The sequence below is a fragment of the Ensifer sp. LC163 genome (assembly GCF_001695855.1).
Lineage (GTDB): Bacteria > Pseudomonadota > Alphaproteobacteria > Rhizobiales > Rhizobiaceae > Ensifer.
On the sequence record NZ_MBSS01000004.1, the window covers coordinates 68,317 to 90,349 of the forward strand.

20 protein-coding genes are annotated in these 22,033 nt (G+C 62.8%); 10 read left to right on the forward strand and 10 right to left on the reverse strand.

Translation table 11 applies throughout. The annotated features are described in order from the left end of the window. Positions 1-156: 156 nt before the first annotated feature. The 7 genes from BC360_RS04555 to BC360_RS04585 form a co-directional block, all read right to left on the reverse strand. On the reverse strand, positions 157-387 hold the full coding sequence (locus BC360_RS04555; protein WP_065780780.1) for a formate dehydrogenase subunit delta: 231 nt from the start codon (positions 385-387) through the stop codon (positions 157-159). Then, on the reverse strand, positions 377-1,231 hold the full coding sequence (gene fdhD, locus BC360_RS04560) for a formate dehydrogenase accessory sulfurtransferase FdhD (RefSeq protein ID WP_065780779.1): 855 nt from the start codon (positions 1,229-1,231) through the stop codon (positions 377-379). The genes BC360_RS04555 and fdhD overlap by 11 nt, the downstream gene beginning before the upstream one ends. Positions 1,232-1,236: 5 nt before the next feature. Beyond that, the gene (fdhF, locus tag BC360_RS04565) at positions 1,237-4,116 is read right to left on the reverse strand and encodes a formate dehydrogenase subunit alpha (RefSeq protein WP_065780778.1); all 2,880 of its coding nucleotides are present in this window, start codon (positions 4,114-4,116) and stop codon (positions 1,237-1,239) included. An 11-nt stretch (positions 4,117-4,127) separates the two neighbouring features. Further along, positions 4,128-5,684: a formate dehydrogenase beta subunit gene (locus BC360_RS04570; RefSeq protein WP_065794499.1), complete on the reverse strand. Its 1,557-nt coding sequence runs from the start codon at positions 5,682-5,684 to the stop codon at positions 4,128-4,130. Positions 5,685-5,689: 5 nt separating this feature from the next. Further along, positions 5,690-6,169 carry a formate dehydrogenase subunit gamma gene (locus BC360_RS04575; protein WP_065780777.1) on the reverse strand — a complete coding sequence of 160 codons (480 nt, stop codon included), beginning with the start codon at positions 6,167-6,169 and terminating at the stop codon, positions 5,690-5,692. Between the two features lie 169 nt (positions 6,170-6,338). Further along, positions 6,339-7,235, reverse strand: coding sequence for a LysR family transcriptional regulator (locus tag BC360_RS04580; protein ID WP_065780776.1), 897 nt, complete (start codon positions 7,233-7,235; stop codon positions 6,339-6,341). 10 nt (positions 7,236-7,245) lie between these two features. Further along, positions 7,246-8,013: an SDR family NAD(P)-dependent oxidoreductase gene (locus tag BC360_RS04585; protein ID WP_065780775.1), complete on the reverse strand. Its 768-nt coding sequence runs from the start codon at positions 8,011-8,013 to the stop codon at positions 7,246-7,248. A 174-nt stretch (positions 8,014-8,187) separates the two neighbouring features. Here BC360_RS04585 and BC360_RS04590 point away from each other — a divergent pair, with 174 nt between their 5' ends. The 8 genes from BC360_RS04590 to BC360_RS04625 all read left to right on the forward strand — a co-directional run bounded on the left by BC360_RS04590 (position 8,188) and on the right by BC360_RS04625 (position 16,624). Then, positions 8,188-8,952, forward strand: coding sequence for a DeoR/GlpR family DNA-binding transcription regulator (locus BC360_RS04590; RefSeq protein WP_065780774.1), 765 nt, complete (start codon positions 8,188-8,190; stop codon positions 8,950-8,952). A gap of 130 nt (positions 8,953-9,082) precedes the next feature. Further along, complete coding sequence (gene glpD, locus BC360_RS04595; protein WP_065794447.1) at positions 9,083-10,600, forward strand: glycerol-3-phosphate dehydrogenase; 1,518 nt, start codon at positions 9,083-9,085, stop codon at positions 10,598-10,600. Between the two features lie 51 nt (positions 10,601-10,651). After that, positions 10,652-11,722 carry an ABC transporter ATP-binding protein gene (locus tag BC360_RS04600; protein ID WP_065780772.1) on the forward strand — a complete coding sequence of 357 codons (1,071 nt, stop codon included), beginning with the start codon at positions 10,652-10,654 and terminating at the stop codon, positions 11,720-11,722. Positions 11,723-11,743: 21 nt separating this feature from the next. Continuing rightward, on the forward strand, positions 11,744-12,814 hold the full coding sequence (locus BC360_RS04605) for an ABC transporter ATP-binding protein (RefSeq protein ID WP_065780771.1): 1,071 nt from the start codon (positions 11,744-11,746) through the stop codon (positions 12,812-12,814). Between the two features lie 2 nt (positions 12,815-12,816). Further along, a complete protein-coding gene (locus tag BC360_RS04610; protein WP_065794448.1) occupies positions 12,817-13,683 on the forward strand; it encodes a carbohydrate ABC transporter permease in 867 nt (288 codons plus the stop codon). A 21-nt stretch (positions 13,684-13,704) separates the two neighbouring features. Continuing rightward, positions 13,705-14,529 carry a carbohydrate ABC transporter permease gene (locus BC360_RS04615; RefSeq protein WP_065794449.1) on the forward strand — a complete coding sequence of 275 codons (825 nt, stop codon included), beginning with the start codon at positions 13,705-13,707 and terminating at the stop codon, positions 14,527-14,529. Between the two features lie 12 nt (positions 14,530-14,541). Then, positions 14,542-14,823 (forward strand): DUF2160 domain-containing protein, encoded by a 282-nt coding sequence (locus BC360_RS04620; protein WP_065780769.1) that lies wholly within the window; start codon positions 14,542-14,544, stop codon positions 14,821-14,823. Between the two features lie 79 nt (positions 14,824-14,902). Continuing rightward, a complete protein-coding gene (locus BC360_RS04625) occupies positions 14,903-16,624 on the forward strand; it encodes an ABC transporter substrate-binding protein (protein WP_065780768.1) in 1,722 nt (573 codons plus the stop codon). Positions 16,625-16,728: 104 nt separating this feature from the next. On the opposite strand, the gene BC360_RS04630 is transcribed toward BC360_RS04625, so the two are convergent. Continuing rightward, positions 16,729-17,949 (reverse strand): MFS transporter, encoded by a 1,221-nt coding sequence (locus tag BC360_RS04630; RefSeq protein WP_244512670.1) that lies wholly within the window; start codon positions 17,947-17,949, stop codon positions 16,729-16,731. Between the two features lie 110 nt (positions 17,950-18,059). Then, positions 18,060-18,425, reverse strand: coding sequence for an antibiotic biosynthesis monooxygenase (locus tag BC360_RS04635; RefSeq protein WP_065794450.1), 366 nt, complete (start codon positions 18,423-18,425; stop codon positions 18,060-18,062). Positions 18,426-18,585: 160 nt separating this feature from the next. On the opposite strand from BC360_RS04635, the gene BC360_RS04640 reads away from it, so the two are divergent. Further along, a complete protein-coding gene (locus tag BC360_RS04640; RefSeq protein WP_065794451.1) occupies positions 18,586-19,497 on the forward strand; it encodes a LysR substrate-binding domain-containing protein in 912 nt (303 codons plus the stop codon). 54 nt (positions 19,498-19,551) lie between these two features. Here BC360_RS04640 and BC360_RS04645 read toward each other — a convergent pair whose 3' ends face one another. After that, positions 19,552-20,013 carry a hypothetical protein gene (locus tag BC360_RS04645; RefSeq protein ID WP_208858154.1) on the reverse strand — a complete coding sequence of 154 codons (462 nt, stop codon included), beginning with the start codon at positions 20,011-20,013 and terminating at the stop codon, positions 19,552-19,554. A 377-nt stretch (positions 20,014-20,390) separates the two neighbouring features. On the opposite strand from BC360_RS04645, the gene BC360_RS04650 reads away from it, so the two are divergent. Beyond that, positions 20,391-21,875 (forward strand): nucleobase:cation symporter-2 family protein, encoded by a 1,485-nt coding sequence (locus tag BC360_RS04650; protein ID WP_065794453.1) that lies wholly within the window; start codon positions 20,391-20,393, stop codon positions 21,873-21,875. Positions 21,876-22,033 lie beyond the last annotated feature (158 nt).

The following is a 22,033-nucleotide window of genomic DNA, read 5'->3' on the forward strand; positions in this document are numbered from 1 at the left end:
CCGCGCGTCTATTTAGACACGCAAAGGTCGCTGTAACACTTTGAGTTGCTGCATAATTTTGCCCTTAAATCGATTCCGATTTAAGGAATTATGCAGTATGGCACGAGGTAAAGTGCGGCAGTCCCGCCGCGACGCCGGCTGCGATCGACGCAGTCCTCAAGCCGCTTCCGGGCGCTTGATCTTCGAAGCCGCTTCAAGCACCAGTGGGCTCAGGCCCTCGCCGCCGCTGTCGATATGCTGGAACAGCTTTCGCCGCATGCGCGGCTCCCAATACTTGTTGATATGCGTCGCAACGCCCTGGGCGGCTTCATCCTGCGGCTGGCTCTTGAAGAAGGTGGCAATCTGGTTCGCCATGTAGATCAGCTTGGCATTGGTGTCATGCGACATCGGCGACGGCTCCGGACTTGATGCGTTCGGCATGGGTGAAGATCTCGAATTCGTCGCCGCGCACCAGCGCGATCAACGTCATGCCCGCTGCCTCCGCCGTGCGGATCGCAAGCGCCGTCGGCGCCGAGATGGCGATGATGACAGGGCTGCCGACAACGGCGGTCTTCTGGACCATCTCGACGGAAACGCGGCTGGTGACGACGACGGCGCCGTCGCATCCGCGGAAACCGGCACGCGCTGCCGCACCGACGAGCTTGTCCAGCGCATTGTGGCGGCCGACGTCCTCGCGCACGGCGATCAATCCCTTGCCCGGCACATAGAATGCGGCGCCGTGCACGGCGCGCGTTTCGAAGTGCAACGGCTGCTGGCCGTTCAGGAGCGCGACCGCCTTGACCACATCATCCTGCGAAAGACGAAGCGTCGATGCCGAAACGTCGGGCGTCGGCCGCACGGCCTGCTCGATCGATTCGATGCCGCAAAGTCCGCATCCGACGGGGCCTGCCATGTGGCGGCGGCGCAGGCGCAGCATGTCGTTCTGCTCGTCCCTGAGCGTGATCTGCAGGTCGATGCCGAGATTGTCCGCAACCTCGTCGGCAAAAGGCTCGATCGCTTCGATCTGGCCCGGATCGGTAATGATGCCCTCGGTCAGGCTGAAGCCGACGGCAAAGTCCTCGAGGTCTCCGGGTGTCGCCATCATCACCGCATGGGTCGAGCCGCCAAAGGTGAAAGCCACCGGCGTCTCCTCCGGGACAACACGAGAGCCGTCCCTTAAAGCCCCATTGCGACGGGCGGCTTCGGGCACGGTTTTCGACGTTGAGAATTTCGGCGTTGATGGCCCGGACATGGAGGCTACTCCGCCGCCTCCAGCTTGCCGGCGATCCGGCGCGACTGCCGCGCCTGTTCGTCATAATCCTGCTGCCAGTCCGACGGTCCGTTGGACGGCATCACCTGAACCGCCGTCACCTTGTATTCCGGGCAATTGGTCGCCCAGTCGGAGAAGTCGGTGGTGATGACGTTCGCCTGCGTCGTCGGGTGGTGGAAGGTGGTGTAGACGACGCCCGGCGCCACCCGGTCGGTGATCAGCGTGCGCAAGGTCGTCTCGCCGGCGCGGCTGGCAAGCCTGATCCAGTCGCCATCGCGGATGCCGCGCTGCTCGGCATCGTGCGGGTGGATTTCCAGCTGGTCCTCCGCATGCCAGACGACATTGTCGGTGCGCCGCGTCTGGGCGCCGACATTGTACTGGCTGAGAATACGGCCGGTGGTCAGAAGCAGCGGGAAGCGCGGACCTGTGCGCTCGTCCGTCGCGACATATTCGGTGCGGATGAACTTGCCCTTGCCGCGCACGAAGCCGTCGACGTGCATGATCGGCGAACCCTCGGGATGCTGCTCGTTGCAGGGCCACTGCACGGAGCCCATCTTATCCAGATAGTCGTAGGAGACGAGCGCAAAGCTCGGTGTCGTCGCGGCAATCTCATCCATGATTTCGGAGGGATGGCGATAGTTCCAGTTGAGGCCCATCGCCTGCGCCAGTTTCTGGGTAACCTCCCAGTCGGCATAGCCGTTCTTCGGCGTCATCACCTTGCGCACACGGTTGATGCGGCGCTCGGCATTGGTGAAGGTGCCGTCCTTTTCGAGGAAGGTCGAACCCGGCAGGAACACATGGGCGTAGTTGGCGGTCTCGTTGAGGAAGAGGTCGTGCACGACGACGCACTCCATCGCCGCAAGGCCGGCGGCCACGTGCTTGGTATCCGGATCGGACTGCAGGATGTCCTCGCCCTGGATATAGATGCCCTTGAACGTGCCGTCGACGGCGGCATCGAGCATGTTCGGGATGCGCAGGCCCGGTTCGTTGGAGATCTGCACACCCCAGAGCTTCTCGAAAGTCTCGCGCGTCGCATCGTCGGAAATGTGCCGATAGCCCGGCAGCTCGTGCGGGAAGGAACCCATGTCGCAGGAGCCTTGCACGTTGTTCTGGCCGCGCAGCGGGTTCACGCCGACGCCCGGGCGGCCGATATTGCCGGTGACCATGGCGAGGTTGGCGATCGCCATGACGGTGGTCGAGCCCTGGCTGTGTTCGGTCACCCCAAGGCCGTAGTAGATCGCGCCGTTGCCGCCGGTGGCATAGAGCCGTGCCGCTCCACGCACCAGATCGGCCGGGACGCCGGTATAGGCTTCGGTCGCTTCCGGACTGTGATAGGGCTCGGCAACGAAGGCTGCCCAGTCCTCGTATTCCGACCAGTCGCACCGCTCGCGAATGAAGGCTTCGTTGGCAAGCCCTTCGGTGACAATCACATGCGCCAGCGACGTCAGAATGGCGACGTTGGTGCCGGGCTGCAGAGGCAGGTGATAGGATGCTTCGATATGCGGCGAGCGCACGATATCGGTGCGGCGCGGATCGATGACGATCAGCTTGGCACCCTCACGCAGGCGCTTCTTCAGCCGCGAAGCGAAGACCGGATGGCCATCCGTCGGGTTGGCGCCGATGATCACGGCAACGTCGGTGAACTCGACCGAATCGAAATTCTGCGTGCCGGCCGATGTACCGAAGGCCTGACCGAGGCCATAGCCGGTCGGCGAGTGGCAGACGCGGGCGCAAGTATCGACATTGTTGTTGCCGAAGCCGGCGCGCACCAGCTTCTGCACCAGATAGGTCTCTTCATTGGTGCAGCGCGACGAGGTGATGCCACCGACGGAATCGCGGCCATACTGGTACTGGAGACGCCGGAACTCGGCGGCGACATGCGCATAGGCCTCGTCCCAGGTCACTTCGCGCCAGGGATCGGAGATCTTTTCGCGGATCATCGGGTTGAGGATGCGATCCCCATGGTTCGAGTAGCCATAGGCAAACCGGCCCTTGACGCAGGAATGGCCGCGGTTGGCCTGGCCGTCCTTCCATGGCACCATGCGCACCAGTTCTTCGCCGCGCATCTCCGCCTTGAAGGAACAGCCGACGCCGCAATAGGCGCAGGTGGTGACGACGGAATGCTCCGGCTGGCCGATCTCGATCACCGACTTTTCCGTCAGCGTCGCCGTCGGGCAGGCCTGGACGCAGGCGCCGCAGGAGACGCATTCGGACGACATGAAGTCTTCGGCCATGCCGGCGGAAACGCGGCTGTCGAAACCACGGCCGCCGATCGTCAGCGCGAAGGTGCCCTGCACTTCCTCGCAGGCGCGCACACAGCGCGAGCAGACGATGCATTTGGCCGGATCATAGGTGAAATAGGGGTTGGATTCGTCCTTCGGCAGCCATTTGGCGTTGATCTCGCCGTTGTTTCGCGCCTTGACGTGATTGTCGCCTTCATAGCCGTAACGAACGTCGCGAAGGCCGACAGCACCGGCCATGTCCTGCAGCTCGCAGTCGCCGTTGGCCGCACAGGTCAGACAGTCGAGCGGGTGGTCGGAAATATAGAGTTCCATCACCCCGCGGCGCACGTCCTTCAGGCGTGGGGTCTGCGTCGAAACTTCGAGCCCTGGTGCCACCGGCGTGGTGCAGGAGGCCGGCATGCCGCCCCGGCCCTTGATCTCGACGAGACAGAGCCGGCATGACCCGAAGGCGTCCATCATGTCGGAGGCGCAGAGCTTCGGCACCTCGATGCCGGCATCCATCGCCGCGCGCATGATCGACGTACCCTCGGGCACCGTGACCTCGCGGCCGTCGATCGTCAGCGTCACCATGGTTTCGGAGCGGGAGGCCGGGGTGCCATAGTCGATTTCATGAATGAGAGACATGGTCTTCCTCTTCACTCCGCCGCTTCGACAAGCGGAGCCGGTTTGAAATCATCCGGAAAATGCGTCATGGCGCTGACGACGGGATAGGGCGTGAACCCGCCGAGCGCGCAGAGCGAACCGAACTTCATGGTGTTGCAGAGGTCGGCGAGCAACTCGCGGTTCTTCTCCGGCTCGATGCCGGCGGCGATCTTGTCCGCCACCTCGACGCCGCGGGTCGAGCCGATGCGGCAGGGCGTGCACTTGCCGCAGCTCTCGATCGCGCAGAATTCCATGGCAAAGCGAGCCTGCTTCAGCATGTCGGCGGTGTCGTCGAAGACGACGATGCCGGCATGGCCGATCAACCCGTCCCTCGCGGCAAACGCTTCATAGTCGAACGGCGTGTCGAACAGCGCGCGCGGGAAATAGGCGCCGAGCGGACCGCCGACCTGCACCGCCTTGACCGGCCGACCGCTTGCCGTTCCGCCGCCGATATGATCGATGGTCTCGCCGAGGGCCAGGCCGAAGGCGGTTTCGAACAGGCCGGAGTGCTTGACGTTGCCGGCGATCTGGATCGGGATCGTGCCGCGCGAGCGACCCATGCCGAAGTCGCGGTAGAAGGCGGCGCCCCTGTCCATGATAATGGGAACCGAGGCGAGCGAGATGACGTTGTTGATCACGGTCGGACAGTCGAACAGGCCCTTGTGGGCGGGAAGCGGCGGCTTGGCCCGCACGATGCCGCGCTTGCCCTCAAGGCTGTTCAGGAGCGCCGTTTCCTCGCCGCAGACATAGGCGCCGGCACCGGTACGCACCTCCATGTCGAAGGCGCGTCCCGAACCGAGCACCGATGGCCCGAGCACGCCGGCGGCGCGCGCGATCTCGATCGCCTCGGCCATCGTCGCGATCGCATGCGGATATTCGGATCGGGTGTAGATGAAGCCCTTCGTGGCGCCTGTCGCGATGCCTGATATCGCCATGCCTTCGATCAGCACGAAGGGATCGCCCTCCATGATCATCCGGTCGGCAAAGGTGCCGCTGTCGCCCTCATCGGCGTTGCAGACGATGTATTTGCGTGTGCCCGCCGCTTCCAGCACGGTCTTCCACTTGATGCCGGTCGGAAAGCCGGCACCGCCACGGCCGCGAAGACCGCTATCCGTCACCTGGGCGACGATTGCCATCGGCTCCATGGCAATGGCGTTCTGAAGTCCGCGAAGGCCGCCATGCGCGCGGTAATCGTCGAGTGACAGCGGATCGATGACGCCGCAGCGCGCAAAGGTCAGCCGCGTCTGCTGTTTCAGGAACGGAATATCCTCGGTCTTCCCGAGACAGAGCGCATGGTTGCCGCCCGTAACAAGCCCGGCGTCAAGCAACGAGGCGACATCGCGCGCCTTGACCGGTCCATAGGCGACGCGGCCCTCAGGGGTTTCCACCTCGACCAGTGGCTCCAGCCAGTGCAGCCCGCGCGAACCGTTGCGCACGATGGTCGCGTCAAGGCCGCGCGCGGCGGTCGCCTCCTCCATCGCCTTTGCCACCTTGTCGGCGCCGAGCGCCAGTGCTGCGGCATCCCGGGGAATGTAGATCTTCGTCGTCATCGTCGTCATCGGCGGGCCTCCGCGACGAGAGCTTCGAGATCGTCGGCATCGACCCTGGCATGCACCTCCCCGTCGAGCATCGCTGAGGGTGCGCAGGAACAGAGCCCGAGACAGTAGACCGGTTCCAGCGTCACCGCGCCATCCGGCGTCGTCTCGTGAAAGTCGATGCCGAGCAGGCGTTTGGCGCGCTCGGCCAGCTGATCGCCGCCCATCGACTGGCAGGCCTCGGCGCGACAGAGCTTCAGCACATGGCGACCGGCCGGATGCTCGCGAAAGTCATGATAGAAGGAAAAGACGCCATAGACTTCGGCGCGCGACAGGTTGAGTTCCCGCGCGATCACAGGCAGACAGTCCTGCGGCACGTATCCGAACTCGTGCTGGATCTCGTGCAGGATCGGCAGCAGCGGCCCTTCGAGCCCCTTCAGTTCCCCGACGATCGCAAGCGTGCGCCCGGTGACGTCGGCACGCGGCTGGTGAATGTTCACACGGGAGCCCTCCCGGCTCGCGGCTGCGGCGGCCCTTGTGCGGATCGCCCAGTCGAATTGGCATCGCCTGGGCAGGTCGTTTCCTCCACGCCCTCGCCCATGAGTGAAAAGCTTCGCCCGTCTGGCCGAGAGGGTCAATAAGGCTGTTTCGTTGGTCGATAGAAAAAACCTATTGAACCTGATTCCGCTCGCCGAGAATGCGCGCTTCGTGCAAAAGCGCTGACACCAGCGGCGTGAATGGTTCACGATGCGTCGCAACCAGGCCAACCGTGTGGTGGGCATCCGGCTCGACGATCGGGATCATCCTGATATCTTCGTGAAAGCCGAATGATTTCGCGACGTTAAACGGCATGATGCTCGCCCAGCGACCCGTACGCACATGGGAGAAAAGCACGATCATCGAATTCGATTCGAGGGTCGGCCGAGCGATGACGCCGGCCTCGGAAAGATGCTGGTTGATGATGCGGCGGTTCTGCATATCGGCGGTCAATAGACAAAGCCGAATGTTGCTAACCTCCTTCCATGTCACGGTTTCGCGATCGGAAAGCGGCGTTCCGGCGGCTGTTACGAGGTGATATCGCTCGATCTGCAGGGGAACACTGGTAACCCGGCCCAGGGGCTCGTTCTCGAGATAGGTCAGTCCGGCATCGATCTCGAGGTTTTCGAGCAGTGCCAGGATCTGCAGCGACGTGGTCGACAGCACCGAGAACGTCACATCCGGATGCTTCTCCTGGAACGGCGCGGTGATCATCGGCACCATGGCAAGCGTCGTCGGGATCGCCGCAAGCCGGATATGGCCGGAGAGGCCCTTGCGCGCCGCGCGCATTTCTTCGCGCATCGTGCGAGCATCGCCGACGATGCGCCGCGCCCATTCCAGAACCCGCTGCCCCTCCGGGGTCAGCCCCTGGAAGCGCGAACCGCGGCTGACAAGCATGACTCCGAGCTGTTCTTCAAGCTGGCGGATCGCCGCCGACAGCGTCGGCTGCGTCACGCCGCATTCGAGCGCGGCCCGGCCGAAGTGTCTTTCGCGCGCCAGAACAAGGAACATCTCGAGCTTGTCGATCATCGCCGGGATCTCACGTGATCAGTTGGCCGCCGTTGACCTCCAGCACCTGTCCGGTGATGTAGCCGGCGAGCGCATGGGAGGCGAGGAAGAGATAGGCCGGCGCGCAGTCTTCAGCGGTTCCAAGCCTGCCGATCGGGATCGTCTTGCGCGTCGCCTCCAGTTTCTCCGGCGACGAGTAACGCTCGTGAAATTCGGTGGTGATGGTGCCGGGCGAAACGCAATTGACCCTTATGCCTTCCGGCGCCAGTTCGCGCGCCAGCGCCTTGGAATAAGTGGAGACGAACGCCTTGGTTGCCGAGTAGATCGAAGAGCCGGCGCTGCCACCGGTCAGCGCCGAAATCGACACGGTGTTGACGATCGCCGGATGGGTGCCCTTGCGCAAGTGCGGCAGCAGGGCGCGCGTCATCTCGACCACCGAGGTCTGATTGAGCTGAACGACGGTGCGGTACTGCTCGTCCGTCAGCTCCGCGGCTGGAAAGCGGCCGACCATCGTGCCGGCATTGTTGATGAGGATATCGACGTGCTCGAACCGGCTGCAGATCTCTTCCGCCAGACCATCTACACCGCCGGGCGCCAGAAAGTCGGCAGCGGCCACATGCGCCCTGCCCTCCATCACCGCCGTCTCCAGAAAATCCGGCAGGTCGCCGACCGATCGGCCGGCATGGACGAACACATGGGCGCCGCAGTCGAGGAACTGGCGCGCCACCTCAAGGCCGATGCCGCGTCCGCCACCGGTCACCACCACATTCATGCCTCTGAACAAGGCCGGATGAAACATGTCTTTTCCCTCTTCCCGTAGTTGTCAAAGTCGCCTATCGCCGGGGCGATTGCAACGTGCGCAATCGACATAGCCGACGACGAAAGCAGATTCGCGACAAACGCCGATTTCTGAAATTGCACAGCTTTCGTTTTTGCATATTATGAAAAAAAACGAAAACGGGGAGGTTTCGGAATGTATCTGACGGCCCGACAGGCGGAGATCCTGGAACTGGCGAAGAACGAAGGACGCGTGCTCGTCGAGGAACTGGCGCAGCGCTTTTCGGTGACGCCGCAAACCATCCGCAAGGATCTGAACGACCTCTGCGACGCCAAGATCCTGAACCGGATCCACGGCGGCGCGATCTTCCCGAGCGGCAAGGAAAACGTCAAATACGATGCTCGCCGGCAGATCGCCGCACCGGAGAAGCAGGCGATCGGCAGGGCCGCCGCTGCCCTCATCCCCGACAACGCCTCGCTGTTCATCAACATCGGCACCACCACGGAAGCCGTCGGCGAAGCGCTTCTCGACCACAAGGAATTGATGGTCATCACCAACAACATCAACGTCGCCAACCACTTGCGCGTCTTCCCCTCGATCGAGGTGGTCATCACCGGCGGCGTCGTTCGCGGCTCCGACGGCGGCATTGTCGGCGAGGCGGCGGTCGACTTCATCAAGCAGTTCAAGGTGGACTTCGCGGTCATCGGCGCCTCGGCCATCGACCATGACGGAGCATTGCTCGATTTCGATTTTCGCGAAGTGAAAGTCGCCCAGGCGATCATCGCCAATGCCCGCCATGTCATCCTCGTTTCCGACTCGACCAAATTCGAAAGAACGGCGCCGGTTCGCATCGGCCATATCTCCCAGGTTCAGACCTTCATCACCGACCGCTGTCTGATTGATAATGTACGGAAAATCTGCGCCGAGCACGATGTTCGGCTGATCGAAACCGAGGCTTGAAGGCGGCGTTTTAGACTGTTCTGAGATTCGAGCAACATTCGTTTGACATTCGATCTGTTTTCGCTTTAACTGATTTCGCTTTCGCGATCGCACCAATTTGTGCATTGCGAAATGTGGAGGGGAAACAGCAGTGGCAGAGCAGGCAATCTTCGACGTCTTCGTTATCGGCGGCGGCATCAACGGATGCGGTATCGCGCGTGATGCAGCCGGCCGCGGATACTCCGTCGCCCTTGCGGAAATGAAAGACTTTGCTTCCGGCACGTCTTCCGGCTCCACCAAACTCATTCACGGCGGCCTGCGTTATCTCGAACACTACGAGTTCCGCCTGGTGCGCGAAGCGCTGATGGAGCGCGAAGTGCTGTGGGCGATGGCCCCGCACGTGATCTGGCCGATGCGCTTCGTTCTGCCCTATCACAAGGGTGGGCCCCGCCCGGCCTGGCTCATCCGCCTCGGGCTGTTCCTCTACGACCATATCGGCGGCCGCAAGCTGCTGCCGGCGACGGCCACGCTCGACATGACGCGTGACCCGGCCGGAAAGCCGCTCAAGCGGCTGTTCGCCAAGGCTTTCGAATATTCCGACGGCTGGGTCAACGACGCCCGACTGGTCGTGCTCAATGCCCGTGATGCCGCCGATCGCGGCGCCCAGATCATGGCGCGCACCCGCGTCGTCTCGGCAAAGCGCGACAACGGCAACTGGGCGATCGAAACGGAAAACGCAGCGACCGGCGAGCGCCGGCAGATCAGGGCGCGCATGCTGATCAATGCCGCAGGCCCCTGGGTCGATGCGGTGCTCGCAGGCGCGCTCGGCAAGAACGACGTCCACAACGTTCGCCTGGTCCAGGGCAGCCACATCGTCGTGCGCAAGAAGTTCAACGATCCGCGCGCCTATTTCTTCCAGAATCCGGACGGCCGGATCATGTTTGCCATCCCCTACGAGGACGATTTCACGCTGATCGGCACCACCGACCGCGATTATACCGGCAATCCGGCCGAAGTCCGCATCAGCGACGCCGAAGTCGATTATCTCTGCAGGGCGGCGAGCGAATATTTTCTCGAGCCGGTGGCGAAGGACGACATCGTCTGGACCTATTCCGCCGTCCGCCCACTGTTCGACGATGGCGCCAGCAAGGCGCAGGAAGCGACCCGCGACTACGTTCTTCGCGTCGAAGGCGACAAGACGGCGGCACCGCTGCTCAACGTCTTCGGCGGCAAGCTGACGACCTATCGTCGCCTGAGCGAATCCGCGCTCGAAAAGATCGGCGAGGCCATCGGCGTCAAGGGCGCGAAGTGGACTGCCGGCTCGACACTGCCGGGCGGGGACTTTCCGGCCAAGGGCTATGCCGACGAAGTCGCCAGGCTTCACAAGAATTACCCCTTCCTTGCCGCCGGCCATGTGCGCCGACTGGTACGCCTCTATGGCACGCGCGCTTCCGCGCTACTTGGGTCTGCGTCGAACGAGGCAGCCCTTGGCCACCGTTTCGGCGCCGACCTCTATGAAGCGGAAGTGAAGTGGCTGATCGCTGAGGAATGGGCCCGGCACGCCGAGGACGTGCTGTGGCGGCGCACCAAACTGGGATTGAAGCTGACGCCCGGCGAGGCGGCGGCGCTGGAGGAATACATGCGGGGCGCGGCGAACGCAGCCGCCTGAGGACCCCGCATACTGGAATGCCGATGGCTGGGTGGAACACCGGAGAATTCAATGCTTGAAATGAAGAAGATATCCAAGGTCGTGGGTGGGGAGACGCATATCCACCCGACCGATCTTGTGCTGCAGAGGGGGTCGCTCAATGTGCTGCTCGGCCCGACCCTCTCGGGCAAGACGTCGCTGATGCGGCTGATGGCCGGCCTCGACAAGCCGGCCTCCGGTTCGCTGATCTTCGACGGCACCGACGTCACCGGCCTGCCCGTACAGAAGCGCTCTGTGGCAATGGTCTACCAGCAGTTCATCAACTACCCGTCGATGACCGTCTACGACAATATCGCCTCGCCGATGCGCATCAAGGGTTCGGACGCCGCCACGATCGATCGTGAAGTGCGCAAGGCCGCCGAACTGCTGAAGCTGACGCCCTATCTCGACCGCACGCCGCTCAGCCTTTCCGGCGGCCAGCAGCAGCGCACCGCGCTGGCGCGCGCCATTGTCAAGAATGCCGATCTCGTGCTGCTCGACGAACCGCTCGCCAACCTCGACTACAAGCTGCGCGAGGAACTGCGCGAGGAACTGCCGAAGATCTTCTCAGCCTCCGGCGCGATCTTCGTTTATGCGACCACCGAACCTTCCGAAGCGCTGCTTCTCGGCGGCAATACCGCTGCGCTGAGCCAGGGCCGCATCACCCAGTTCGGCAAGACCATCGACGTCTACCGCCGCCCGGTCGACCTGGTGACGGCACGCACCTTCGCCGATCCGCCGCTGAACACGATCGAACTCGTCAAGTCAGGCTCGATCTTCGTGCTCGACGGCAAGCGCGTGCTTTCGGTCCCCGCTCACCTCTCGGCGTTGGCGGACGGCCCCTGCACGGTCGCCTTCCAGCCGCATCACCTGTCGTTCGACAACCCCTTCGACGGCGCGACGCCACTGACGGTAACGACGGCAATCTCGGAAATCGCAGGCTCCGAAAGCTTCATCCACGTCGGCTTTTCCGGCGCGCGCTGGGTCATGCTGGCGTCGGGCATTCACGACATCGAACCGGACGCGACCCTCGAGGTCTTCGTCGATATCCGCCACCTGATGGCCTTCGGGCCGGACGGGCGCGCGATCGGCGAAACGGCCTGAGGGGGCGCTGGGAGGAAAGACATGGCACGCATCGATCTCGAACATATCCGCCACGCCTATGGCGCCAAGCCGAAGTCGGAAAACGACTACGCGCTCAAGGAAGTCCATCATGAATGGAACGACGGCGGCGCCTACGCGCTGCTCGGCCCGTCCGGCTGCGGCAAGACCACACTGCTCAACATCATTTCAGGCCTGATCAATCCGTCGGAAGGACGCATTCTCTTCGACGGCAAGGACGTGACGCATCTGTCCACCCAGGACCGCAACATCGCCCAGGTGTTCCAGTTCCCTGTCATCTACGACACGATGACCGTCTACGACAATCTCGCCTTCCCCTTGCGCAACCGGCATGTGCCGGAGACCGAGGTCGATCGCCGCGTCAAGGAAATCATCGAGATGATCGGTCTCGGTGGCTGGGCGGGCAAAAAGGCGCAAGGCCTGACGGCCGACCAGAAACAGAAGATCTCGCTTGGCCGCGGCCTCGTGCGCTCCGACGTCAGCGCCATCCTGTTCGACGAGCCGCTGACCGTCATCGATCCGGAAATGAAATGGGTGCTGCGCTCGCAGATCAAACGCCTGCACAAGCAATTCGGCTTCACCATGGTCTATGTCACCCATGATCAGACCGAGGCGCTCACCTTCGCCGACAAGGTCGTCGTCATGTATGACGGCCAGATCGTGCAGATCGGCACGCCGGCCGAGCTCTTCGAGCGGCCGCGCCACACCTTCGTCGGCTATTTCATCGGCTCGCCGGGCATGAATGTGCTGCCGGCCAAGATCGACGGCAGCACGGCGACGATCGGCGGCGAGACCATCGCACTCAATTTCCGGCCCGAGATCAAGTCCGGCGCCAAGACCGAACTCGGCATCCGCCCGGAATTCGTGTCGATCGGCCGCGAGGGCATGCCGGTTGCGATCAGCAAGGTCGAGGATATCGGCCGCCACAAGATCGTGCGCGCCCGCTTCGCCGACCAGCCGATCTCGATCATCCTCGACGAGGACGGTGAAATTCCGGCCGAACCGCGCATCGCCTTCGATCAGAAGGCCATCAACATCTACGCCGATTCCTGGCGCGTCGGCGGGGAGGCCTGATCATGGAAAAGACCTGGAACAACAAAGCCTGGTTCATGGTTCTGCCGGTTCTGGTGCTCGTCGCCTTCTCGGCGGTGATTCCGCTGATGACGGTGGTCAACTATTCGGTTCAGGACACCTTCGGCAACAACGAGTTCTTCTGGGCCGGCACCGACTGGTATGTCGACGTGCTGACCTCCGACCGGTTCTGGGATGCGCTCACCCGCAACCTGATCTTCTCGGCGATCATCCTTGCGATCGAAATCCCGCTCGGCATCATCATTGCGCTCAACATGCCCAAGAAGGGCCTCGGCGTGCCGGTCTGCCTCGTCCTGATGGCGCTGCCGCTACTAATCCCGTGGAACGTCGTCGGCACCATCTGGCAGGTCTTCGGCCGCGTCGACATCGGCCTGCTCGGTCGCACGCTGGAAGCGCTGGGGATCAACTACAACTACGTGCAGAACCCGATCGATGCCTGGGTCACGCTGATCGTCATGGACGTCTGGCACTGGACGAGCCTCGTCGTGCTCTTGTGCTATGCCGGTCTCGTCTCGATCCCCGACGCCTATTATCAGGCGGCCAAGATCGACGGCGCGTCGCGCTGGTCCGTCTTCCGCTACATCCAGCTGCCAAAGATGAAGCGCGTGCTCCTGATCGCCTTCCTGCTGCGCTTCATGGACTCATTCATGATCTACACCGAGCCCTTCGTCGTCACCGGCGGCGGCCCCGGCAACTCGACCACCTTCCTGTCGATCGACCTCGTCAAGATGGCCATCGGCCAGTTCGACCTCGGTCCGGCGGCAGCCCTATCGATCATCTACTTCCTCATCATCCTGCTGCTCTCGTGGATCTTCTACACCGTGATGACCACGAGCGACGCGCAGAGCTGAGCCGGGAGGGAGGAGAGACAAATGACCACGCACAAAACACCGCTTTTGCAACGCCTGTCCTGGCTGGTTCCGACGATCTACATCGTCTTCCTGCTGCTGCCGATCTACTGGCTCGTCAACATGAGCTTCAAGGAAACGAGCGAGATCCTCAGCACGTTTTCGCTCTGGCCGCAAAATCCGACGCTGCGCAACTACATGGTGATCTTCACCGACCCGTCCTGGTACAAGGGCTATATCAACTCGATCATCTACGTCGTCATGAACACGGTGATCTCGGTTGCGGCAGCTCTGCCGGCAGCCTACGCCTTCTCGCGCTATCGCTTCCTCGGCGACAAGCACCTGTTCTTCTGGCTGCTCACCAACCGCATGGCGCCGCCGGCGGTCTTCGCCCTGCCGTTCTTCCAGCTCTATTCGGCCTTCGGCCTGATCGATACGCACATCGCCGTGGCGCTCGCCCACTGCCTGTTCAACGTGCCACTGGCGGTCTGGATCCTTGAAGGCTTCATGTCCGGCGTGCCGAAGGAGATCGACGAGACCGCCTATATCGACGGCTACTCGTTCCCGCGGTTCTTCGTGAAGATCTTCACGCCGCTGATCGCTTCGGGCATCGGCGTCGCGGCCTTCTTCTGCTTCATGTTCTCCTGGGTCGAACTGCTGCTCGCCCGCACGCTGACGACCACGGCCGCCAAGCCGATCGCCGCGATCATGACCCGCACCGTCTCCGCCTCCGGCCTCGACTGGGGCGTGCTGGCTGCGGCCGGCGTGCTCACCATCATCCCTGGCGCGCTCGTGATCTATTTCGTGCGCAACTACATCGCCAAGGGCTTCGCCCTCGGCCGCGTCTAAAGGAGCTTCGTCATGAATTTCTCATGGATGGCATGGACGCTGCCGACGGCGCTGTTCTTCATCACCATCGCCCTGCTGCTCGTCAGCATGGCCGTCTGGGAATATGTCTCGCCGGGCGGCAACCCGCGCGTCGGTATCCTGCGCTTCGAGACGACGCGTGGTGACAGGCTTTTCGTATCGCTGCTCGGCAGCGCCTTCATTCACCTCGCGTGGCTCGGCCTCGGCGGACCGAACCTCTGGTGGGCTCTCGCCCTCTCGGTGGTCTATGCCGTCGGCGTCTTCCGCTACGTGTGATGTGAACGGACTGAGGGATCGGGAAGGGTCCCTCGAAACTGCAATGGAACGCAATCGCAAAACCCAAAGGGAGGAAATTATGCGACGGCACCTTTTGACAACGACGGCGGCAATGCTGCTGGCCTTTACCGGCTCGGCCTTTGCCGGCATGGACGAGGCAAAACAGTTCCTCGACAGCGAGATCGGCGACATGTCCGCGCTCGACCGCGCCGCTCAGGAAGCGGAAATGCAGTGGTTCGTCGATGCGGCAAAGCCCTTTGCCGGCATGGACATCAAGGTCGTTTCGGAAACGATCACCACCCATGAATACGAATCGAAGACGCTGGCCAAGGCCTTCGCCGACATCACCGGCATCAAGGTCACCCACGATCTGATCGGCGAAGGCGACGTCGTCGAAAAACTGCAGACGCAGATGCAGTCGGGCGAAAACGTCTATGACGCCTACATCAACGACTCGGACCTGATCGGCACCCATTGGCGCTACCAGCAGGCCCGCAGCCTGACCGACTTCATGGCAAATGAAGGCAAGGACGTCACCAACCCCAACCTCGATATCGACGACTTCATCGGCAAGTCCTTCACGACCGCGCCGGACGGCAAGCTCTACCAGCTTCCCGACCAGCAGTTCGCGAACCTCTACTGGTTCCGCTACGACTGGTTCAACGATGAGAAGAACAAGGCGGACTTCAAGGCGAAGTACGGCTACGATCTCGGCGTTCCGGTCAACTGGTCGGCCTATGAGGACATTGCCGAATTCTTCACCGGCCGTGAGATCGAGGGCAAGAAGGTCTTTGGTCACATGGACTACGGCAAGAAGGATCCCTCGCTCGGCTGGCGCTTCACCGACGCGTGGCTGTCGATGGCCGGCAACGGCGACAAGGGCATCCCCAACGGCAGGCCGGTCGACGAGTGGGGCATCAAGGTCGACGAGAATTCCCGCCCGGTCGGCTCCTGCGTTGCACGCGGCGGCGACACCAACGCCCCGGCCGCGGTCTACGCCATCCAGAAGTACCTCGACTGGATGAAGGCCTATGCGCCGGCGCCGGCCCAGGGCATGACCTTCTCGGAATCCGGTCCGGTCCCCTCGCAGGGCGAAGTCGCCCAGCAGATGTTCACCTACACCGCCTTCACCGCCGACTTCGTCAAGGAAGGTCTGCCGGTCGTGAACGCGGACGGCACGCCGAAGTGGCGTTTTGCGCCGAGCCCGCACGGCGTCTACTGGAAGGACGGCATGAAGCTCGGTTACCAGGACGCCGGTTCCTGGACCCTTCTGAAGTCGACGCCCGACGACCGCGCCAAGGCCGCATGGCTCTACGCGCAGTTCGTGACCTCGAAGACCGTCGACGTGAAGAAGAGCCATGTCGGCCTGACCTTCATTCGTCAGTCGACGCTCGACCACAAGAGCTTCACGGACCGTGCTCCGAAGCTCGGCGGTTTGATCGAGTTCTACCGTTCGCCGGCCCGCCTGCAATGGTCGCCGACCGGAACGAACGTTCCTGACTATCCGAAGCTCGCACAGCTTTGGTGGCAGGCGATCGGCGATGCCTCTTCCGGCGCGAAAACCGCCCAGGAAGCCATGGACTCGCTTTGCGGCGAGCAGGAAAAGGTGCTGCAGCGCCTGGAACGCGCGGGTATCCAGGGCGATATCGGTCCGAAGCTGGCCGAGGAACACGACCTCGAATACTGGAACAAGGATGCCGTTTCCAAGGGCAACCTCGCTCCGCAGCTGAAGGTCGAGAACGAGAAGGACCAGCCCCAGACCGTCAACTACGACGAACTGGTCAAGAGCTGGCAGAAGTAAAAAAGCCCAAGACGACGGCCGCCCGTGCGAACGGGCGGCCGATTACAGGAGATGCGGCACCGAGGTCGGCAACGGCCTCGGTTTTTTATTGCCAGAAAGGCAAATCACCGAGAGTGAGGCGGAAATCCATGCCGGCCAGCCCACGCCACGATCAAGGCCGGGAGCAGGATCGCCAGCAGGGCCGTCGGAAAGATCGTCGCGCCGACGCTGTCGAGCAGCAGACCGCCAGCCAAACCGCCACCGGCCATCGCCGCATTCCAGGCCGTGACGATCATCGACTGTGCCGCATCCGCTTCCGCGCCGGCGGCCTTTGCCGAAGCGGTCTGGAACAGGGTCGGCGCGCCGCCGAAGGCGAGGCCCCAGGCGACAACACCGAGACAGACCGCCGCTGGCTGCTCGCCGAAGAAGGCAAGCAACAGCGAGGCTGCCGCAAACAGCGTCATGCTCGTCAGCACCAACGAACGCAGATGCCTGTCGACGAGTGCCCCAATGACAGGAATGACGACCAGCGACGCGATGCCGAAAACAAGCAGGATCCAGTCCGCTCGCCCACCCAAGCCCGATGGCTCCAGGAACGGCACGATGTAGGTGTAGAGGATATTGTGGGCGAAAACGACGGCAAACATCACGAACAGCACCGGTCGGATCCCAGGCAATCGAAACACCGATGCGAGCGCCAGACGTCGTTCTGCACGCTGCCCCGGAAAGTCGGGAAGCGCCCATAGGGCCCAGCCGACAAGCAGGACGGTCATGACGCTCAGGAGAGCGAAGGTCAGGCGCCAGCCGGTCATGGCTCCAAGCAGGGTGCCTGCGGGAATGCCGATAGAGAGCGCCACCGGCGCCCCGAGCATGGCGATGGCGATCGCCCGTCCCTGCTGGTGTGGCGGCACCATGCGGCTCGCATAACCGGCTGCAAGCGCCCAGAGCAGCCCGGCAAAGACGCCGGCAAGGAAGCGCGCCACCATCGTCACGGCATAGTCGTTTGAGAGCGCGGTCACCGTATTGACCACGGCAAATCCGGAGATCGCCGCGATCAGCAGCGGCCGCCGGCGCCAGGTCCTCGTCAGCGCCACGAGCGGGATGGCGGCGACCAGCGAACCGATCGCGTAGATCGTCACCATCTGGCCGGCCAGGGATTGCGAGACGCCGAGATCGGCGCTGATCTGCAGCAACAGGCCGGCCGGCAGCGCCTCCGTGAGGATGGTGATGAACCCGGCGGTCGCAAGCGCGAGCAGTGCCGAAAGCGGCAGCCTGGCCCCGGCGGCGGCGACGGGCATCTGTGCCGCTTCCTGCGGAACCGGAAGCGCGCAGTCGTTGGATTGCATGGAATCTATCTTTCAGGATGGCTCGCCAAGGACGCCTGTCTTGACGGCAATGGCGGGATGGCGGCACGTGCAAGCAGTTCGCCGCCGGCTAAGGCGGGCGGCGATCTCATCTAGGCCGATGCTGCGAGCGCAGCGCGCTTGGGCAGCACGAGGTCATCGACGCGATAGGTGTGAAACTCACAGGTCGAGACCGAATTCAGCGCCCTGAATTTTTCGAGGAACACCGCATCGGAGAAGAACTCCTCGACATTTCCTTCGCCGGCTATCGCTTCGATATTGACCACCGTCTTGCCGTCGGTGCTCTTGGACAGGTTGCTCCAGAGAAAGCCCTCCTTGCGCTCGGCGACATAGTTCACGACGTCCTGGATCAGGCGAAACGCCTCCTCCTGCTTGCCCGGGTGGGCGTGGATGACATTGACGATGAAGACGGTCGGTTCCGGACCCGCGCGGAAACCGGCCAAAAGTGGCTGCTGCATGTTTTCTCCTTCTTTCGCCGACGGTGTTTTCGCGCGTCACGAACGCGGTGTGTCGGGCAGGCGGACTATGGCCAGCTTCCAATCGGAGAAAAATGCGCTACAGCTCCGAAGATATCGGACAGAAATATCTATAATCCCAAACGACGGACGAGGACGACGAATGGACAGCCTTGGTGCACTCAATGCTTTCGTGCAGGCGGCAGACGCCCGCAGCTTTACGGAGGCTGCGACCCAGCTCGGCGTTTCCCCCTCCGCCGTCGGCAAGGCGATTGCTCGGCTGGAGGAGCGCCTAAGCGTTCGTCTCTTTCATCGCAGCACGCGCAGCATCACGCTGACACCGGAAGGCACACTGTTTCTCGAACGCTGCCGGCGGATTTTTGGCGAGATTGAAGCGGCCGAGGCCGAGCTGGTGCAGAGCCAGGAGGCCCCGCGCGGCAAGCTGCGCGTCAGCCTGCCGATGGCCGGCATGCTGCTGATGCCGACGCTGACGGCCTTCATGCGCGCCTATCCGGAGGTCGAGATCGATCTCGATTTCTCCGACCGCATGGTCGACGTCATCGAGGAAGGCTTCGATGCGGTGGTGCGCAGCGGCGAGATCGGCGATTCCAGGCTGATGACCCGTCAGCTCGGCACCTTTCACCCCTATCTGGTCGCGTCACCTGCCTATTTCGCGAAACACGGCATGCCGGCGACGCCACAGGATCTCGACCACCATCACTGCCTGCACCATCGCTTTCCCTCGACAGGCAAGCTCGAACCATGGCCGCTGGTGCAGGATGGCGCCGCATTGAACGTCGTTGTGCCGGTAACGGCCGTCTCCAACGCCCTGGAGCCGTTGATCCACATGGCGGAGGAAGGGCTCGGCATCGCCTGCCTTCCGGATTTCACGGTCAGACGGCAGATGCGCGAGGGCGCGCTTGTATCGGTTCTGGAAAACCGGCTGCGCCGTTGCGGCACCTACAGGATCCTGTGGCCGTCCAGCCGACATCTCTCGCCGAAACTGCGTGTCTTCGTCGACTTCATGGCCGCCAATCTCTTCCCGGCCAATGGAGGGGCATCGGAACCGGTTTGACCGGAAGCGACGGCTGGTTTCGACGGGAAGCGGCCGCGGAACCGCCGCGACATTCTACGATTTCGCCATCACCCGACGAGCGGTTTTGCCCGGTCGATCCTTGTCGAAAATCGCCCTGATCGCCTGTTTCGTGCCATCGTCCATCAGCACGATCATGTCGAGGTAGAGCTGCTTGTCGACGATGACGAAGCGGACGTCGAATGGCTTGCCGCCATAGTGACCGCTGACATCCTCGCTCCAGCGGCCGATGCCGGTCGCAGTCGTGGAACCAGTCTTCAGGTCCGCATGGGCAAAGGCAAACCAGCCATTGTTGGAAGACACCTTGAGGATGGACCCGTGCCGCTTGATCGCCAGCCAGCAGCTCTCGCAGGTGCCGGCGTTCGACACCGTTTGTCGCCACTGCCCCGGAAAGTCTTCCGCCTCAGCGCGGGCGCCGAGCGGCCATAGAACAACAACAACGGCAATCAGTGCGCCGACCAGACGGCCAAACCTGCCAGCAGGCAACGAAAATCTCATATAGCGCAATCCCGTGGACACTCGTGCGGAGGCGAGTGTTCGCCTCGATACCGGTGCACACTGCTTCATTGCGGCAACGTTGCATCCGGCCGCGCCTTTTTCCGCTACAGCGCCGCGCGTCAAATATGACGCGCTAAGGACGCTGTAACGCTTTAAACTTGCTGCATAATTTTGTCCTTAAATCGGATCCGATTTAAGGAATTATGCAGTGGGATTGTGCCGCAGCATTCCCTTTGCTGACATCCATTCCCCCCGGATTCCCGAAAGTGTTTACTCCCTGGTTGCGCTTGCGGCATTCTGTCTCGGCACCAAAGATGCCCTTTCCCCTGTTGGAGGACGGGGGAAACGGACTGGTCGACGTGATGGGAGGAGTAACCATGAGCGACGCATCCAGCATACACCCGGTGGACGAGAAGCTGCCCGTCGGCAAGCTCGCGACCCTCGGGATCCAGCATGTACTTGTCATGTATGGCGGCGCCGTCGCGGTTCCGCTGATCGTTGGCCGGGCGCTGCAGCTCAGCCCCCAGGACGTCGCTTTCCTGATTTCCGCCGATCTCTTCGTCTGTGGTCTCGTCACCATCATCCAGTCGCTCGGCATTACCCGCAGCGTCGGCATCCGCCTTCCCGTCATGATGGGGGTCACCTTCGCTTCCGTCGGCCCGATGGTGTCGATGGCAACGATGACGCCGGGTCAGGAGGGCGCCCGATTGATCTTCGGCGCCATCATCGGCGCCGGCCTGGTCGCGCTGCTGCTCGCCCCGCTGATGGGGCGCTTGTTGCGGTTCTTCCCGCCGATCGTCACCGGCACCATCATTCTGGTGATCGGCGTGACGCTGATGCGCGTCGGCGTCAACTGGATCTTCGGCAATCCCTTCGGCCCGACGGCACCGAAGCTGGTCGATCCGACCCATGCCGAATGGCTTGCCGAGCTGAAGAAGCTCGCCGCCACCGGCGGCCCGGCCGTTCCCGACGGCGTCGTGCTTGGCGCCACGGTTCCCAACCCGATCTATGCCGAACCAAGCCATGTGGCGCTTGCCGCCTTCGTGCTCATCTCCATTCTGGTCGTCGCGCGTTTCGGCCGTGGGCTGATCAGCAACATCGCGGTCCTCACCGGCATCGTCATCGGCTGCGTCTTTGCCGCCGGACTCGGCATGATGCATTTCGATCGGGTGGCGGATGCCGGTTGGTTTGCCGTCGTCACGCCACTGCGCTTCGGCATGCCGATCTTCGACCCGGTGCTGATCGCCACCATGTCGCTGGTGATGATCGTGGTCATGATCGAATCGACCGGCATGTTCCTGGCGCTCGGCGAGATCACCAACAAGGAAGTGTCGCAACAGCAGCTGACCGCCGGCCTTCGCGTCGATGGCATCGGCACGATGATCGGCGGCCTGTTCAACACCTTCCCCTACACCAGCTTCTCGCAGAATGTCGGGCTTGTCGGCGTCACCGGCGTCAAGAGCCGCTATGTCTGCGTCATGGGCGGCGTGATCATGATCGTGCTCGGTCTGATCCCGAAGATGGGCGCGCTGGTCGAGGCGGTCCCGACCTTCGTGCTCGGCGGTGCCGGCCTGGTGATGTTCGGCATGGTGGCAGCCACCGGCGTGCGCATCCTGTCGACCGTCGATTTCAAGTCGTCGCGCAACAACCTGTTCGTCGTTGCCGTCTCGGTCGGCTTCGGCCTGATCCCGCTGATTGCGCCGAACTTCCTGATGTGGATGCCGCATGCGATCCACCCGATCATCGAATCGGGCATCGTGCTCGCCTCGATCTCGGCGGTCGTGCTCAACGCTTTCTTCAACGGATTGAGCGTCGAGCGTTCCGCCTCGATCAACGCGGCACGGCTCGCCGACAGCCACTGAGCCGGCTCAAGACGATCAAGCCCCGGCCTTTGCAAGCGGGCCGGGGCTTTGCCTTTGGGCCATTCCGAAAACCCGGACACTTCGATCGCCAGCGAAGCATCGGCCGGTAGCGGCACGGTAGAAACAGGGCAACGAACACGCCCCGAAGGATCCGACCA